Here is a 15,311-nt window from a genome sequence, read left to right on the forward strand (position 1 = left end):
GAGCCGGACGCAACGGCAGCGAGCTATTCGCCCGTTGCCAGCCGGCGCGAGCCGGATGAGGTCAGTTCGAGTTCGCCGAGGCGCCTGATCGCATAACCCAGATTGGTCAGGCGCTCACCGTGCGCTTGCGGAACTTCGCCTTGCGCCTTGCCCTTGCCGATCTCGGCCAACGACGCAAATTCATCGGCGCTGAGCGCAACGCTGTTGTCTGTCATCAGGCAACCTCGTCGGTCCATACCTTGAAATTGACCAGCTTATTCGGACCGAAGGTCTGTGTGATCGGGACGTCCGCGGCATCGCGTCCTTGTGCGATCAGCACGCGGCCGATCCGCGGCGTGTTGTTGCGGGGATCGAACATGTGCCAGCTTCCTCCGAGATAAGCCTCGAACCAGCCGGCGAAATCTCCCACAGCCCAGGGCTTCGGCGTGCCGATGTCGCTGAGATAGCCGGTGCAGTAGCGCGCCGGGATGTTCATGCAGCGGCAGAACGCGATGGCAAGATGGGCATAGTCGCGGCACACACCCTTGCCTTCGTCGTAGGCCTCCCGCGCCGTCTTGGTTGCGCGCGCGTGCTCATAGCCGAAAGCGATGTGACGATGAACGAAATCGCAGATGGCCTGGACCCGCGCCCAGCCCGGCTGGGTGTGCTCGAACAGTTTCCATGCGATATCCGACAGGCGATCGGTCTCGCAGTAGCGGCTGCCGAGCAGATAGACGAGCGTGTCGGTCGGCAGCGCCTCGACGGCGTGCTGAGCCGCTTTCGGGAACACCGGGTCGGGCAGGCCGCTGTCGCTCACGACGCCGTCGCCGGCAAGGCGAAAGGCGCCGGCCGGCGCCACGATACGGCTGCACCAATTGCCGAAGAGGTCGCGATAGGGAGTGATCGGCACCGAGGGTCTGGTGGTCACCAGGTCGGGCACGATGACATCGGAGGCGCGCGTAAAGTGCGTGCCCAACACCATGATCATAGGCGTGGGCTGCGGGAATTCGTACAGCATCTCAAACCCGACGCGGAGCTTCATACGATTTTCCCTTGGCTAAGCTCCCAACATGGCTACGAAGCCGCCGATCACAAGGCTTCGACGGCTTATTCGATCGCGCACGGCATTTGGCGCCTCAAAAGCGCGGCGCGGGCGAGAAAACGATAGCTAATTGCGGCGATTGCGCGCACGGTGCCGATAATGTCGGAAAGACCTGTCGTCTCTGCGCTATGCAGCGCCACGACTATTCGCGCGACGTGAAGCGCCTCATTTCCTCGCACCGGCGGAGCCGACTCATCGCGACGTCGCAACAGCGGTCGTTGCGCAGATTGCCCGCTCCAGCGGGTGAGTTGGACGCGGCAGCGCGTGCCGCGGACCTCTGAAGGTTTCACCGCGATTCGATCATGAGATCGAACGCCAACCGAAAGCACCAGATGCAAGCTCTCTCCCCACGACACGTCAAGACAGAAGAAGCGCTCCGGCTCGGCGTCGAGTCGGGCTGGTACGCGATCAAGGTCAGCGGGACCTTTGTCTCGGGCCCGCACGATTCGGAAGCGGATTGCAGTCGCAAGATCGACGAAATCAATCCGCCGGTGAAGAAGAAGCGATGACGGCGCCGGGTTCGCCCGCTACGGCGTCTTGATACCCATCGCCTTCAACGCTTCCAGCATCTGCGCCGGCGGCGCCATCTTGATCTGCGGCGCCTTGCCCGTTTCCAGCAGGCTCTTCAGCCCTGACAGGATTGCGGGCCAGCCGGTGCGGCCGCCGGAAAGGATGTCGTCGCTGAGCGGGCGGTCGTGACGTTCGCTCATGGTGAGGCGGACGGCCTCGCCGGCTTGTTCGATCTCATAAGTCACAAGCGTCGTGCCGAGCTTTGCGACGAGGTCGGGCCAGTTGACGTTCCACGTCACCGTCAGCTTGTTCGGCGGATCGTATTCGAACACATCGCCCGAGATGTGTTCCGAACCGTCGGGCGCGCGCACGATGAATTTCCCGCCGAGTCTTGGCTCCATCTCAACTGCAAAGCCGGAAAAGTATTTGCGGCTGAACTCGGCGGAGGTCAGCGCCTCCCACACCTTGTCCGGCGTCGCGGCGATGTAAATCGTGTAGACGGTGAGCGGCTTGAACTGATCGAGGTTCATCTTGCATCGAATCCCTTGTTGAGGGCTGCGCGCGGAATGGCCAGCACCTTGCCACTTTCCAGCAGGCTCTTGAGACCGGACAGGATCGCCGGCCAGCCGTTGGAGACGGCGCCGAGATATTTGCCGTCTTCGACGAAGCCGTCATGCAGCACCGTCAAACGCACGAGCGAGCCGAACGGTTCGATGGTGAACACGACGCGGGATATCGGCTCACCGCGCAATTCCTCGTATTTCTGGTGCTTGAAGCTGTAGGACAACCGCCGCGGTGGATCGGCCTCGAGGATCTCGCCGGAATCGGTGGTCTCGCCGTCCAGCAGCAGCGCGAAAGGGGAGCCGATTTTCCAGTCGGATCTGACCTCGGCGCCGAACCAGTATTGCTTGCTGAACTCGCTTGATGTCAGCGCCTCCCACAGCCTCTCTGGCGTGGTCTCGATGTAGGTGACATAGACGAATTGCGGCTTACTCATCGCGCTTCTCCAACTGGCGTTTCAACTCGCCGAGTGCGGCGAGCTTGCCGCGCTCGAATTTCTTGATCCAGCGTTCGCCGATCTGATGGATCGGAACCGGATTGAGATAGTGCAGCTTCTCGCGGCCGTGCCTGAGCGTCGTGACCAGATTGGCCTGTTCCAGAATGGCAAGGTGCTTGGTCACCGCCTGGCGCGTCATCGCGAGACCTTCGCAGAGCTCGTTCAGCGTCTGGCCGTTCCTGGCGTGAAGCCTATCGAGCAGCGACCGTCGTGACGCATCGGCGAGCGCTTTGAAGACCTCATCCATGGCGACGATAATATGCAACCATATGGTTGCATGTCAAGATGGTGGTGCGGCGCGCGATGCTCGTGTTCCTGCAGACGCCGGAGATGAAGACGTGGGGCTGCGGCGCTGGACGGACATTGAGTGTCATGCATTAATGCTCCGAACCGCTCTCAGCGAGTCCTCCCCATGATGTCTCTGCAAGCCTATCTCGCCTTCCTTGCCGCCTGCATCGCGCTGGCGCTGCTGCCGGGGCCGATCGTCACTCTCGTCATCGCCAACGGGCTGCGCCACGGCACGCGTGCGGCGCTGACCAACGTGGCCGGTGCGCAGGCCGGCCTCGCCATCGTCATCGGCATCGTCGCGGTCGGCCTGACCTCGCTGATGGCGACCATGGGCTACTGGTTCGACTGGGTGCGCTTTGCTGGCGCCGCCTATCTGGTCTGGCTCGGCATCAAGCTGATCTGGGCGCCGGTCGAGGGCGTCAATGTGGACGAGCCGCCAGCGCCGCCGCGTGGCGGATTCTTCCTGCAAGGTTTCCTGGTGCTGCTGTCGAACCCGAAGGTGCTGGTGTTCTTTGGCGCCTTCATCCCGCAGTTCATGGACATGAACCGCGACCACTTCCCGCAGGTCGCGCTGCTGGGGGCCACCTTCATGGTCACTGCGGTGATGACGGACGCGCTCTACGCCATCGCGGCCGGGCGCGCCCGTAAGTTCTTTTCGGCTCGCCGCACCCGCATGATGTCGCGCATCTCCGGCGGGTTCATGATCGGCGGCGGCATCTGGCTGGCGCTGACCAGGGCGAAATAACCGCCGTCGGGCTAGTCGACCAGCCTCTCCGCCCTCAGCTCCAGCTCGATCCCCGCAAAAATCCGCGCCAGCCGCTCGGCCCATTGTTGCTGGCCGGATTGGTCGGCGATCAGATCCTGGCGGATCTCGATGCCGGTGTTGACGAGGCCGCGGGCTTCGCCGTGGACGGGAATGGTGTAGTCGGTGAGGTCGTTGACCGCGTAGGGCTCGTTGTCGCCGACGACGAGATCGCCCTGGCTGCGCAGATGCCTGAGCAACAGCTGCGGCAGCACGGTGTCACGATTGTAGAGCGCGCCGATGTGCCAGGGACGCGCGACGCCGGCGTAAACGGGGGTGAAGCTGTGCAGCGACACCAGCACCGTGGGCCGCTTGTCGTGCACGCGGCGGCCGATCGCGGCATCGATACGGCGGTGATAGGGCTCGAAAATCTCGCGCCTGCGCGCTTTGCGCTCCTGCTCCGAAATTCCCTCGTTGCGCGGGATCGCGGTTGCTTCGGAAATCACGGGAATCGAGCTCACGGCGGCGGGCGGGCGGTTGCAGTCGATCACAAGCCGCGAATAGCGCTGGGCGATCAGATGCGCGCCCAGCATCTCGGCCAGCCGGTCGGCGACACCCGCGATGCCGATGTCCCAGGCGATGTGCCGCGTCAGCTCGCCTCCCGCGACGCCGAGATCGCCCAGCGTACGCGGCAGCACCCGTCCGTAGTGGTCCGAGGTGAGCAAAAAAGGCGATGTCCCTTGGGCATTCACCTCGTGCACCGGAGGGACATCACCCTCGCTGAGGAGTTGATTGGTCGCCTCGATTGTGTCTAAAGCCATCCTGATTGCCTAATGAAACAGCAGTCACCCCGAAGAATCGGGCGGGATTGCTATAGATTGGTCCGCCCGACATCACCATGATTGCCTGACGATGCCGCTGCTGACGATTCATCACAAGACCGAATATCGCTACATCCGCCCCGTGGCGTTCGGCGAACACAGGATCATGCTGCGTCCGCGCGACGGGCATGATCTGCGCGTGCTCGACTCCAGGCTCGAGATCTCGCCCGAGCCGATGTCGCTGCATTGGATCCACGACGTGTTCGGCAATTCGGTCGCGATCGCGAATTTCGACGAGCGCGCGGATGCGCTGGTGTTCGACTGGCACGTCACCGTCGAGCACAATCCGGTCGAGGAGTTCGCGCTGACGCCGGACGACTCGGCCTATTTCTATCCGTTCGCCTATGACGACGAGGAATTTCCCGACCTCGTCCACTACATCACGCCGCAATATACCGATCCCGACGGCGAGATCGCGGAATGGGCGCGCGGCTTTCTCGACGAGGACGCGCCGACGCCGACCTTCAAGATCCTGAGCGGCATGACCCACGGCATCCGCGAGCGGTTCAAGTATCGCAAGCGCCACGAACTGGGCACGCAGCATCCGCTCGACACCTTGCAGTCCGGTACCGGAACCTGCCGCGACTACGCACTGTTCATGATCGAGGCGCTGCGCCATCTCGGCATCGCCGCACGATTCGTCTCCGGCTACATCTTCCTGCCGGAGGATATCGCGCAGCGCCATGTCGGCGGTGGTTCGACGCATGCCTGGGTGCAGGTCTATCTGCCGAGCGCGGGCTGGATCGAGTTCGATCCGACCAACGGCATCGTCGGCACCCGCGACCTCATCCGCGTCGCGGTCGCACGCGATCCGCGCCAGGCGATCCCGCTGCACGGCGTCTATATCGGCCCTGCGGGCGCGTTCGAGGCCATGGACGTGACCATCAGGGTGGTGTCGGACGAGCAACGCAGCGAGAAACTCGAGGCAGAGGTTTCGTAGATCTGCTGCGATTTGCACGCTGCCGATTGACGGTTATAGAAGGCCATGACCTCCGATCGTCTTTTCGTCTACGGCACGCTGATGCGCGGCTTCGACCATCCGATGGCGCGGCTGCTTGCGGGCCACGCGGATTTTCTGGGTGAAGCGACCTGCCGCGGCCGGCTCGTTCTGGTGAAGCATTATCCGGGGCTGCTGCTCTCCGATGTGCCGTCCGACCGCGTCCACGGCGAACTCTTCCAGCTGCGCGTGCCCGACGAGCTGTTGCGCGAGCTTGACATGTACGAGGCCTGCGGCGAGGGCTTTCCGGAGCCGACCGAATATCTGCGCCAGCTGGTCGACGTAACAGGGGCGGACGGCGCGACGGCACCGGCCTGGACTTACATCTACAACTGGCCGGTCACCGATCTGCCGCGCATCGAATCCGGCCGCTTCCTCGATCACTAGGCCGACAGCACTTCCTTCACCGCACGTACGTCCACCTCGCGCTCTACATAGCTCCACTCCTCGGTCCGCCTGAGCATCGCCACCAGCTCCTCGAACAGCGAGGCGTGCGCGGGCGCGAATTCGAACCAGGTCAGGAAATCGAAGGGCCCGCCGAGGTCGCGGCAATGATAGAGCTGGCGCGCGATCGCGGGCAGGTAGCGCAGGCTGCTCGCGATGTGATGCGACTTGTCTTCAAAGATCCTGCGGCGCTCTTCCTGGGTCAGATCCCACCAGGCCTGCGACTTGCGGATCGGGATCAGCGCCGCGCTGGTTGCTTCCAGCCGGCCGAGGCCGGCCTGCACGGCCGTGAGCTGCTGCTTCTCGGCGCGCTCGGTGTATCGCAAGCTGCTCGCGACACCGACCAGCCGCCAGGCATTGCGCGAGGGCACCAGCGGCAACGCGATAGCCTCGCTGTCGGTGACCGACAGCGCCGGCATGAAGGCGAGGGGTTCGCCCGTCACAGGCGAAATCGAGGTGATGCGCCAACCCCCACTCTGGCCGCCTCGGAAGGTCCTGAACATCGCCCATGGAAGCGTGGAACCGGGGCGGGTTCAAGCTTTTCTCGTCGTTCCGGGGTGCGCCCGTTCCGTCATCCTTCGAGGCTCGCCGAAGAGGCGAGCACCTCAGGGTGACGGCAAAAATCGATCGGTCTCGGCTGCATTCCGCGCGCCCCGGAAGACGGAAGGGCTGTGAACAGCGCGTATAAGCCTGACAAACCTGACTTCTGGACGGGTCGTCCCTATATCCCTGATCCCTTCGCCCGACTCACACGGTTTCGCGTTACACAGAGCCCATGCGCTTCACGCCCCAATTCCTCGACGAGCTGCGTGCCCGGCTTTCGGTTTCCGAGGTCGTGGGCAAGCGCGTCAAGCTGAAGAAGGCGGGGCGGGAATGGAAGGGGCTGTCGCCGTTCCAGCAGGAGAAGACGCCGTCCTTTTACGTCAACGACCAGAAGGGCTTTTACCACGACTTCTCCTCGGGCAAGCACGGCGACATCATCAGCTTCATGATGGAGACCGACGGCCTGCCGTTCGCGGAGGCCGTGGAGCGGCTCGCCAATATGGCGGGCCTGCCGCTGCCGGCGGTGACGCCGGATGCGGCGCGTCAGGAGCAGCGGCGCCGCTCGCTGCATGACGTCATGGATCTCGCCGCAAAGTTCTTCGCCGAGACGCTGGCTTCGCGCGTCGGCGCCAAGGCGCGCGGCTATCTCGCCGATCGCGCGATCTCGCCGGCGACGCAATTGCAGTTTCGGCTGGGCTATGCGCCGCCCGATCGCTTCGCGCTGAAAGAGCATCTCGGCAAGCTCGGCGTCTCCGTCGACGACATGGTCGAGACCGGCATGCTGGTGGCCGGCAACGACATCCCGGTGCCCTATGATCGCTTCCGCGATCGCGTGATGTTTCCGATCACGGATCTGCGCGGCCGCGTCATCGCCTTCGGCGGGCGCGCGCTGGAGAAGGACGTTCCGGCCAAGTACCTGAACTCGCCGGAGACGCCGCTCTTCCACAAGGGCGACAATCTCTACAACCACCAGACCGCGCGCAAAGCCACCCATGACGGCAGCCCGCTGGTCGTGGTCGAAGGCTATGTCGACGTCATCGCCATGGTCACCGCGGGCTTTGCCGGCAGCGTGGCGCCGCTCGGCACCGCGCTCACCGAAAACCAACTCGCACTGCTCTGGAAGATGGCGGACGAGCCGATACTCTGCTTCGACGGCGACCGTGCCGGCCAGAAGGCGGCTTATCGTGCCGCGGATCTTGCCTTGCCCTTCCTCGCGCCCGGCAAGAGTCTTCGTTTCGCGCTGCTGCCGGAAGGGCAGGACCCCGACGATCTCGTGCGCTCCGGCGGTCGCGGCGCGATCGAGGAGGTGATCGCGGCGGCGCGTCCGCTGGCCGAGATGATCTGGTCGCGCGAGCTTGAAGGCGGCAATTTCGCCACGCCCGAGCGCCGTGCCGCGCTGGAGGCGCGCATCAAGGAGCTCTCCAACGGCATCCGCGACGAGGTGGTGCGGCGCTATTACCGGCAGGATCTTGCCGAGCGGCTTCAGCGCGCCTTTGCCCCCGAAGGCGGACGCGGCGGCTTTGGCGGCGGCCGTGGCAATTTCCGCCCGGGCTCGGCCGGTCGTCAGTTTCAGCCCCGTGGTGGGGGCGGCGCGAATCGATTCGGCGGCCAGGGGTTTGGCGGGCAAGGCCGCCGCGGCCCGCCCGGTCCGATCCAGCTGCCCTCCGGGCCGTACCAGGCGGCGAGCGCGCAGCTCGCGGCAAGCCCGATCATGCGCGGCCAGCGCAGCGCGATCTCCCGTCGGGAGGCCCTGATCCTGCAAATCCTGATCAACCACCCATGGCTGCTGCACGATCATCTCGAGGAAGTCGCGGCCCTGGAGCTCGCCCATCCCGAGGTCCATAAGCTCCGGGCCGGCATCATCGCCGCCTTTGCCAACGACCATCACCATTCGCCGGACCCCGGGGAGCTCGCCGAGAAGATGCGCAGCGACCTCGAGAAGGGCGGATTTTCGCAGGCTCTTCAAAGAGTTGAGGGCGGCATCACGACCGCAGCGGTGTGGGGTGCCCGCGAGGGCGCCGCACGGGACGACGTTCTCTCCACCTGGCATCAACTCGTTGCCTTGCATCGGCAGTACCATTCACTACTTAGAGAGCTGAAAGACGCCGAGATGGCCTTGGGGGAGGATCCCAGCGAGGCCAACATGGCGTGGCTGCGCGACGTCAAGGCTCGGATAGGCGAAGTCGACGGCACCGAGGCCCTGATCGAGGGTTTTGGCGAGCTGTCGGGCCGGTTCCAGAAGAGCGTGTGATGAAAGAATCATGCGGACGGCCGGGACCGGAACCGCTAAAAGACTCGCCAAATCCGAGGTTTGGCGGCAAAAACAGGGTTAATCGAGGCTTAACGGTCTTGTAGCACTTTGGCCACCAGGCGGCCGCAGGCAGAACAGACGCGTCAGGAATGAATCCGCGCAATTGCTGTTGGCACTACACCTGCATCCGCTGCGACAAAGAGGCTCTACGAAGCGTTAGGCAAATCCGGCGAGTGAAAGGTCGGGGGTGGCGACAAGAGGTCCGCGCCGCCCTTTCCGTGTCGAGATCTGACGAAGCGAGAGCATCGAGCAACAAGTTCAAGTGATTTCACGCGGGCGCGGCGAACGTCTGTGTGAAACGCGTTTAGGAGCAATGGATGGCCACCAAGGCAAAGACGCTGCAGGCGAAGGACAAGGAAAAAGACGACAAGGCAGCGGACGCGCCGGAGAAGGACTCCCAGGACGCGCCCTCGCCGTTGCTCGATCTGTCCGACGCGGCCGTGAAGAAGATGATCAAGCAGGCCAAGAAGCGCGGCTTCGTGACCTTCGATCAGCTCAACGAAGTTTTGCCGTCCGACCAGACCTCTCCCGAGCAGATCGAGGACATCATGTCCATGCTCTCGGACATGGGCATCAACGTCACCGAAGCCGACGATAGCGAAGGCGAGGAGGACAAGGACGAGAGCGGCGAGGACGAGACCGACAACGAGCTCGTCGAAGTCACCCAGAAGGCCGTCACCGAGGTCAAGAAGAGCGAGCCGGGCGAGCGCACCGACGATCCCGTGCGCATGTATCTGCGCGAGATGGGCACCGTCGAGCTGCTGTCGCGCGAAGGCGAAATCGCGATTGCGAAGCGCATCGAGGCCGGCCGCGAGGCGATGATCGCAGGTCTGTGCGAAAGCCCGCTGACCTTCCAGGCCATCATCATCTGGCGCGACGAGCTCAACGAAGGAAAGATCTTCCTTCGTGACATCATCGATCTCGAAGCCACCTATGCCGGGCCCGACGCCAAGGCCGGCATGAACAATGCGATGATCGCGGGTCCCAACGGCGAGAACGGTGAAGCGACGGCCGAAGGCGGCCCGGTCACCGGCGCCGCGCCCGCGCATGTCGCGCCGCCCGCCGCACCGCCGGCGCCGACCCCGTTCCGCGCCGCGCCTGCGCCCGGCAATGCCGGCGAAGCCGCAAAGGATCCCGCGGAGTCCGCCGCCGAAGCCGACATGGACGAGGACGACGAGTTCGAGAACCAGATGTCGCTTGCGGCGATCGAGGCCGAGCTCAAGCCGAAGGTCGTCGAGATCTTCGACAAGATCGCCGACAGCTACAAGAAGCTGCGCAAGCTTCAGGAACAGGACATCCAGAACCAGCTCGAGAGCACCTCGCACGGGCCCTCGCTCTCGCCGCACCAGGAGCGCAAATACCGCAAGCTCAAGGACGAGATCATCGTCGAGGTGAAGTCGCTGCGCCTCAACCAGGCGCGTATCGACTCACTCGTCGAGCAGCTCTACGACATCAACAAGCGCCTCGTCTCGCATGAGGGCCGCCTGATGCGCCTTGCCGACAGCCACGGCGTCGCGCGCGAAGACTTCCTGCGCAACTACACCGGCTCGGAGCTCGATCCGCGCTGGCTCAACCGTGTCTCGAAGCTGTCGGCCAAGGGCTGGAAGAACTTCGTCCATCACGAGAAGGACCGCATCAAGGACCTCCGCCACGAGGTGCATCAGCTCGCGGCCCTGACCGGTCTCGAGATCATCGAGTTCCGCAAGATCGTGCACTCGGTGCAGAAGGGCGAGCGCGAAGCCCGCCAGGCCAAGAAGGAGATGGTGGAAGCCAACCTCCGTCTGGTGATCTCGATCGCCAAGAAATACACCAACCGCGGCCTGCAGTTCCTCGACCTGATCCAGGAAGGCAACATCGGCCTGATGAAGGCGGTCGACAAGTTCGAGTACCGCCGCGGCTACAAGTTCTCGACCTACGCCACGTGGTGGATCCGGCAGGCGATCACCCGATCGATCGCCGACCAGGCGCGCACCATCCGCATTCCCGTGCACATGATCGAGACGATCAACAAGATCGTGCGCACCTCGCGCCAGATGCTCAACGAGATCGGCCGCGAGCCCACTCCTGAGGAATTGGCCGAAAAGCTCGGCATGCCGCTGGAGAAAGTGCGAAAAGTCCTCAAGATCGCCAAGGAGCCGCTCTCGCTGGAGACGCCCGTCGGTGACGAAGAGGATTCACACCTCGGTGATTTCATCGAGGACAAGAACGCGATCCTGCCGATCGACGCCGCGATCCAGTCGAACCTGCGCGAAACCACCACGCGCGTGCTGGCCTCGCTCACCCCTCGCGAAGAGCGCGTGCTGCGCATGCGCTTCGGCATCGGCATGAACACCGACCACACGCTGGAAGAAGTCGGCCAGCAGTTTTCGGTGACGAGAGAGCGTATTCGTCAGATCGAAGCGAAGGCACTGCGGAAGCTGAAGCATCCGAGCAGGTCGCGGAAGCTGCGAAGCTTTTTGGATAACTGAGCGCGAACATCGATCCAAAGCAAAACGGCGGGCCCAAGGCCCGCCGTTTTTGTTTTAGCTTCAGCTCTCGCCCCGTCATTGCGAGCGGAGCGAAGCAATCCATCGCGCGGCATGTGGAGACGTGGATTGCTTCGCTCCGCTCGCAATGACGTGGATAGGGCTGAAACCTACTTCTTCTTCGCGCCGACCCGCTCGAGGTTCTTGATCTCCATCGGCGGGCGGCCGGATTTCTCGGCGATCTCGCGGTCCTGCTCCATGATGAAGGCGCGGGCCGGCTCGTCGCCGTCGAGGCCGCCGAGCAATTCGGCGGGCACGCGCCGGTTGGAGCGTTGGGAGCCGTCTTCATAGAAGACGTTGAAAAAGGCGAATTCGCCCTTGGGATTGGTTCCGGGTTTTTTGGCCATGGCCGGCTTTTCGTCGATCAGGGGGCCATAGTCAAATGACTTTGGCAGGTTTCCGGCGGCCGGCCGCGGGCCCTACGGCGGCAGAACCGGCTGCGCGATCGAGCGACGAACCCGTTTGCGAGGCGCCTGGATGTCGGGTGGAAGCGTCCAACGCTTCGTAAAACCCGATGCGCTCCTTCGAGGAGACCCTTGCCTCACCCTTGCCTCAACAAACGGCGGGCCGCGAAGCCCGCCGTTTATTTTGGTCTTCAGCGTCGCCCGGGGCTGGCGGGGCGACAACCTAGAATAGAAGATTATAACTCGCGCCATGCCGTGGCAAGGCAAATCGTTGACGCTGTGATGTCGCAGCGAGCGCATCAGATATGCAGTGGTCGCGACATCGCGTTTCGCAAAGCAATTGCTTGGATGGCAAGATCACTTGGTTAATATTCCCTGCTCTCGCAATGCAGCGACCGGTACCCGCCTTGTCAGAAAGTGCGTTTGCCTGCACGTATTCCCGCGTGCGTGCAGAAGTTGCGACCTAACATATGTTAATCCGCTTTCGCCCTTCACGCTGTTCCCATCACGTTGCGCGTGCCGCATGCACCGTTCTCACGGTGCCACCAGCTCCACCCGTCGGTTCAGCGCGCGGCCGGCGTCCGAAGTGTTGGATCCGACCGGCGCCAGCAATCCAACGCCGGCAGTGCGCAATCGCGGCTGCGCGATGCGAAAGTTCTTCACCAGCTCGGCTGCGACTGCATCGGCGCGGCGCTTCGACAGGTCGAGATTGTACTCGTAGGCGCCCTGGCTGTCGGTGTGGCCGACGATGAAGACGTTGAGCTGCGGCTGGCTCGTCAGCAGCTTTGCGATCTGCTCCAGCGTCGGGCGGCTTTCCGGTTTGAGCACGGCCTTGTCGGTGTCGAAATAGATGCCGTAGAGCGCGATGTGGCCGGTCTCGCCAAGTCCTTTCGCCATCGCGGCGGCATCCACCATCTTGTTCGCGACGGCCCCGAGCTCGGCGACGGTGACCTGCGCGGTGATGTCCTGATTGTTCTGGCTGACGAGGACGCTGGCAAAGGTCTCGCGCCCGCCCTGGATCTTGCGGCCGGCGTAGTAACGATAGTTGAAACCATCGACCCACATCTGCGGCACCGGCAGCGTTTCGATGGCTTCGGTAAAGGGAATGGCGCCGCAGGCATCGGTGTCGCAGGCGAGCAGGGTCTCGAAGCCGGCTTTGGCAAGCTGCGTCTCGAAATTGCGCGACACTTCCAGGATCGAGGGGCCGGGATTGGTGCGATAGGCGATGCGGACAACGCGGCCCTCGAGCCGCCGCGCATCGACGGGCTGGCCGTCCTTGAAGGGAGCCGCCTGCATCCGTGCCGCGTCAAAATCATTGATCACATAGCCGGTGATGACGCTGCCGGCGAACCGGCCGATGCCGGGATAGTCGCGGCCGCCGGCGACATCGCGCGTCTGTGCGGAAGCGGCACTCACGGTGAGGAAGAGCAAGGGGAGGGCGGCGAGCATCCGGCGCGACATGGACATGGTCATGGACATCTCGATCGGTTGGGGAGGGGGCGAGCGCATTTGATTTGTCGCAGGCAGGCAGCGATCGGTTCTGCCGAGAATTTGCCGCTTTGACGCGAATCCGGTTCCCGGGCATGATCGCGCGCTGCTTCCCCCGCTCATTCCCTGTAGGATTTTTCTGAATGTCGAAATACGCCCTGGCCATCGCCTTCATCGCCTGTCTGGCCAGTGGATCGGCGCAGGCCGCGCGCTGCGGCGGCGACTTCAATAGCTTTGTTGCGAGCATGGCCTCGGAAGCGCAAGCCGCCGGTGTCTCGGCGAGCGTGACCAGCGCGGCGCTCAGCGGTGTGCAGCAGGACGGCGCGGTGCTCGCCTTCGACCGGCGCCAGCGCTACACCTTCAACAAGAGCTTTGAGCAGTACGTCTCGACTCGCGTCGGCCCCGGCCGCATCAATGGCGGCCGTGCGATGTTGCAGCGCCACGCCGCGCTGCTCTCGCGCATCGAGCAGCAGTTCGGCGTGCCCCGCTATATCCTGGTTGCGATCTGGGGGCTGGAGAGCGATTTCGGCAAGGGCGACATCGGCAAGATGCCGGTGATCCGCACGCTGGCAACGCTCGCGCATGATTGCCGCCGCACGGAGCTGTTCCAGGGCGAGCTGCTCGCCGCGCTGAAGATCGTACAGCGCGGCGACCTGCCGCTGCGCGACCTGATCGGCGCCTTTGCCGGCGAGATCGGCCAGACTCAGTTCCTGCCGTCGTCCTACATCAAGTATGGCGTTGATTTCGACGGCGACGGCCACGTCGATCTCCGCCACAGCGTCCCCGACGTGCTCGCCTCGACCGCGAACCTGCTCCACACCAGCGGCTTCAAGATGGGCCAACCCTACGGCGAAGGCACCGCCAATTTCGAGGCCATGCGCGAATGGAACAGGGCGGTGATCTATCGCAAGACGATCGGGTATTTTGCCGATCGGCTGGCGGGGCAGTGAGGGGCGTGATGCCTCTCCGCCGTCGTCCTGGCGAACGCCAGGACCCATTACCCCAGGCGGGAATCGTTACAACGACTCGCAGTCACGTGCTGAGTAACTGCCAGTCTTCGCCAAACTGAATTCGGTGGCTATGGGTCCTGGCTTTCGCCAGGACGACAGCGGCGGGTGTGGCGCCTGGCATCGTGCAATTCGACGGCGCCCCTCACTTCGTCCCCTTCGCCATCCTCTCCAGCTTGCGCTGCAACGGGGCCCAGTACGTTGCCGGGCGGAAGCGCTGCAGGAGATCCATGAAGCGGGCGTCGTTGCCGATCAGGATGCGCGGCTCGTTTCTCTCGATGCCCCTGATGATGCGCAGCGCGGCATCTCGCGGCGTGGTCTTTGCTGCGTTCTCGAACCGCTCGATCGATTGCGACCGGCGCGCATTATCGGTGACGCCGGTCCCGGTGCGCGAATTGCGGGCGATGGCGGTGGCGACGCCGCCGGGATGCACGACCGACAGCCTGACGGGGCTGCCCGCCATGGCAAGCTCGTGCCGCACGCTCTCGGAAAAGCCGCGCACCGCGAATTTCGCCGCGGCATAGGCCGACTGTCCCGGCGGGGCGATGATGCCGAAGATCGAGGACAGGTTGACGATGTGCGCCTCGCCCATCGTCTTCAGATGCGGCAGGAAGGCGCGCGTGCCGTGCACCACGCCCCAGAAATTGATGTCGAACAGCCAGTCCATCTGTGCCTGGTCGATCTCCTCGAACGAGCCCATCAGCGCCACGCCGGCATTGTTGATGACGATGCCGAGCGCGGGATGCGCGGTGGTCGCCTCACGCGCGAACTGCGCGATGTCGTCGGGCTCGCTGACGTCGACGCGATGCAGGCTGACCTTGCATGCGGCTCCGATCTCGGCGGCAAGCGTTTTCAGCCCGGCCTCGTCGCGATCGGCGAGCGCGAGATCGCAGCCGCACCGCGCAAGCTCGCTCGCGAGCGCGCGGCCGATGCCGCTTGCCGCTCCGGTGATGGCGGCGGCGCCGCGGATCGATGTCATGATATCCCCCGTCAAGCCTTTCGAGCGGAACTATGCTTTACATTTTTTCATATT

Annotated in this window: 18 protein-coding genes; 7 read left to right on the top strand and 11 right to left on the bottom strand. The window is 63.9% G+C overall.

Annotation, left to right across the window (positions count from 1 at the left end):
- Positions 1 to 23 precede the first annotated feature (23 nt).
- The 3 genes from GWG67_RS32345 to GWG67_RS32355 all read right to left on the bottom strand — a co-directional run bounded on the left by GWG67_RS32345 (position 24) and on the right by GWG67_RS32355 (position 1,419).
- Complete coding sequence (locus tag GWG67_RS32345) at positions 24 to 215, bottom strand: hypothetical protein (RefSeq protein WP_275173572.1); 192 nt, start codon at positions 213 to 215, stop codon at positions 24 to 26.
- The gene (locus GWG67_RS32350) at positions 215 to 1,021 is read right to left on the bottom strand and encodes a transglutaminase family protein (protein WP_275173573.1); all 807 of its coding nucleotides are present in this window, start codon (positions 1,019 to 1,021) and stop codon (positions 215 to 217) included. The genes GWG67_RS32345 and GWG67_RS32350 overlap by 1 nt, the downstream gene beginning before the upstream one ends.
- Before the next feature lie 65 nt (positions 1,022 to 1,086).
- The gene (locus GWG67_RS32355) at positions 1,087 to 1,419 is read right to left on the bottom strand and encodes a hypothetical protein (protein WP_275173574.1); all 333 of its coding nucleotides are present in this window, start codon (positions 1,417 to 1,419) and stop codon (positions 1,087 to 1,089) included.
- Here GWG67_RS32355 and GWG67_RS32360 point away from each other — a divergent pair.
- Positions 1,414 to 1,590 carry a hypothetical protein gene (locus tag GWG67_RS32360; protein WP_245286329.1) on the top strand — a complete coding sequence of 59 codons (177 nt, stop codon included), beginning with the start codon at positions 1,414 to 1,416 and terminating at the stop codon, positions 1,588 to 1,590. The genes GWG67_RS32355 and GWG67_RS32360 overlap by 6 nt on opposite strands.
- An 18-nt stretch (positions 1,591 to 1,608) precedes the next feature.
- On the opposite strand, the gene GWG67_RS32365 is transcribed toward GWG67_RS32360, so the two are convergent.
- The 3 genes from GWG67_RS32365 to GWG67_RS32375 are packed head-to-tail and all read right to left on the bottom strand — an operon-like array spanning position 1,609 to position 2,895.
- Positions 1,609 to 2,121 carry an SRPBCC family protein gene (locus GWG67_RS32365; protein ID WP_275173575.1) on the bottom strand — a complete coding sequence of 171 codons (513 nt, stop codon included), beginning with the start codon at positions 2,119 to 2,121 and terminating at the stop codon, positions 1,609 to 1,611.
- On the bottom strand, positions 2,118 to 2,588 hold the full coding sequence (locus tag GWG67_RS32370; protein WP_275173576.1) for an SRPBCC family protein: 471 nt from the start codon (positions 2,586 to 2,588) through the stop codon (positions 2,118 to 2,120). Before GWG67_RS32370 ends, GWG67_RS32365 begins: the two co-directional genes overlap by 4 nt.
- Positions 2,581 to 2,895: a helix-turn-helix transcriptional regulator gene (locus GWG67_RS32375; RefSeq protein ID WP_275173577.1), complete on the bottom strand. Its 315-nt coding sequence runs from the start codon at positions 2,893 to 2,895 to the stop codon at positions 2,581 to 2,583. The genes GWG67_RS32370 and GWG67_RS32375 overlap by 8 nt, the downstream gene beginning before the upstream one ends.
- Positions 2,896 to 3,060: 165 nt before the next feature.
- On the opposite strand from GWG67_RS32375, the gene GWG67_RS32380 reads away from it, so the two are divergent.
- A complete protein-coding gene (locus GWG67_RS32380; RefSeq protein ID WP_085384410.1) occupies positions 3,061 to 3,681 on the top strand; it encodes a LysE family translocator in 621 nt (206 codons plus the stop codon).
- A gap of 11 nt (positions 3,682 to 3,692) precedes the next feature.
- On the opposite strand, the gene GWG67_RS32385 is transcribed toward GWG67_RS32380, so the two are convergent.
- Positions 3,693 to 4,499, bottom strand: a complete 807-nt coding sequence (locus GWG67_RS32385) for an N-formylglutamate amidohydrolase (RefSeq protein ID WP_275173578.1) — start codon at positions 4,497 to 4,499, stop codon at positions 3,693 to 3,695.
- Positions 4,500 to 4,590: 91 nt separating this feature from the next.
- On the opposite strand from GWG67_RS32385, the gene GWG67_RS32390 reads away from it, so the two are divergent.
- Positions 4,591 to 5,499, top strand: coding sequence for a transglutaminase family protein (locus tag GWG67_RS32390; protein ID WP_275173579.1), 909 nt, complete (start codon positions 4,591 to 4,593; stop codon positions 5,497 to 5,499).
- Between the two features lie 45 nt (positions 5,500 to 5,544).
- Complete coding sequence (locus tag GWG67_RS32395; RefSeq protein ID WP_275173580.1) at positions 5,545 to 5,943, top strand: gamma-glutamylcyclotransferase; 399 nt, start codon at positions 5,545 to 5,547, stop codon at positions 5,941 to 5,943.
- Here GWG67_RS32395 and GWG67_RS32400 read toward each other — a convergent pair.
- Positions 5,940 to 6,503, bottom strand: coding sequence for a chlorite dismutase family protein (locus tag GWG67_RS32400; protein WP_275173581.1), 564 nt, complete (start codon positions 6,501 to 6,503; stop codon positions 5,940 to 5,942). The two genes, GWG67_RS32395 and GWG67_RS32400, sit on opposite strands and share 4 nt — an antisense overlap.
- Positions 6,504 to 6,775: 272 nt before the next feature.
- Here GWG67_RS32400 and dnaG point away from each other — a divergent pair, with 272 nt between their 5' ends.
- Positions 6,776 to 8,794 (top strand): DNA primase, encoded by a 2,019-nt coding sequence (gene dnaG, locus GWG67_RS32405; protein ID WP_275173582.1) that lies wholly within the window; start codon positions 6,776 to 6,778, stop codon positions 8,792 to 8,794.
- 377 nt (positions 8,795 to 9,171) lie between these two features.
- Positions 9,172 to 11,322, top strand: coding sequence for an RNA polymerase sigma factor RpoD (gene rpoD / locus GWG67_RS32410; RefSeq protein ID WP_275173583.1), 2,151 nt, complete (start codon positions 9,172 to 9,174; stop codon positions 11,320 to 11,322).
- 167 nt (positions 11,323 to 11,489) lie between these two features.
- Here rpoD and GWG67_RS32415 read toward each other — a convergent pair whose 3' ends face one another.
- Positions 11,490 to 11,726, bottom strand: a complete 237-nt coding sequence (locus GWG67_RS32415) for a hypothetical protein (protein ID WP_275173584.1) — start codon at positions 11,724 to 11,726, stop codon at positions 11,490 to 11,492.
- 591 nt (positions 11,727 to 12,317) lie between these two features.
- Entirely contained in the window at positions 12,318 to 13,256 is a 939-nt protein-coding gene (locus GWG67_RS32420; protein WP_275173585.1) for an OmpA family protein, read from the bottom strand.
- Between the two features lie 158 nt (positions 13,257 to 13,414).
- Between GWG67_RS32420 and GWG67_RS32425 the strand changes: the two genes are divergently transcribed.
- The gene (locus GWG67_RS32425; RefSeq protein ID WP_275173586.1) at positions 13,415 to 14,221 is read left to right on the top strand and encodes a lytic murein transglycosylase; all 807 of its coding nucleotides are present in this window, start codon (positions 13,415 to 13,417) and stop codon (positions 14,219 to 14,221) included.
- Between the two features lie 202 nt (positions 14,222 to 14,423).
- Here the strand turns inward: GWG67_RS32425 and GWG67_RS32430 are convergent, their stop codons facing one another.
- Positions 14,424 to 15,257, bottom strand: a complete 834-nt coding sequence (locus GWG67_RS32430) for an SDR family oxidoreductase (protein ID WP_275173587.1) — start codon at positions 15,255 to 15,257, stop codon at positions 14,424 to 14,426.
- Between the last annotated feature and the right edge of the window lie 54 nt (positions 15,258 to 15,311).

The organism is Bradyrhizobium sp. CSS354 (assembly GCF_029051725.1).
Taxonomy (GTDB): domain Bacteria; phylum Pseudomonadota; class Alphaproteobacteria; order Rhizobiales; family Xanthobacteraceae; genus Bradyrhizobium.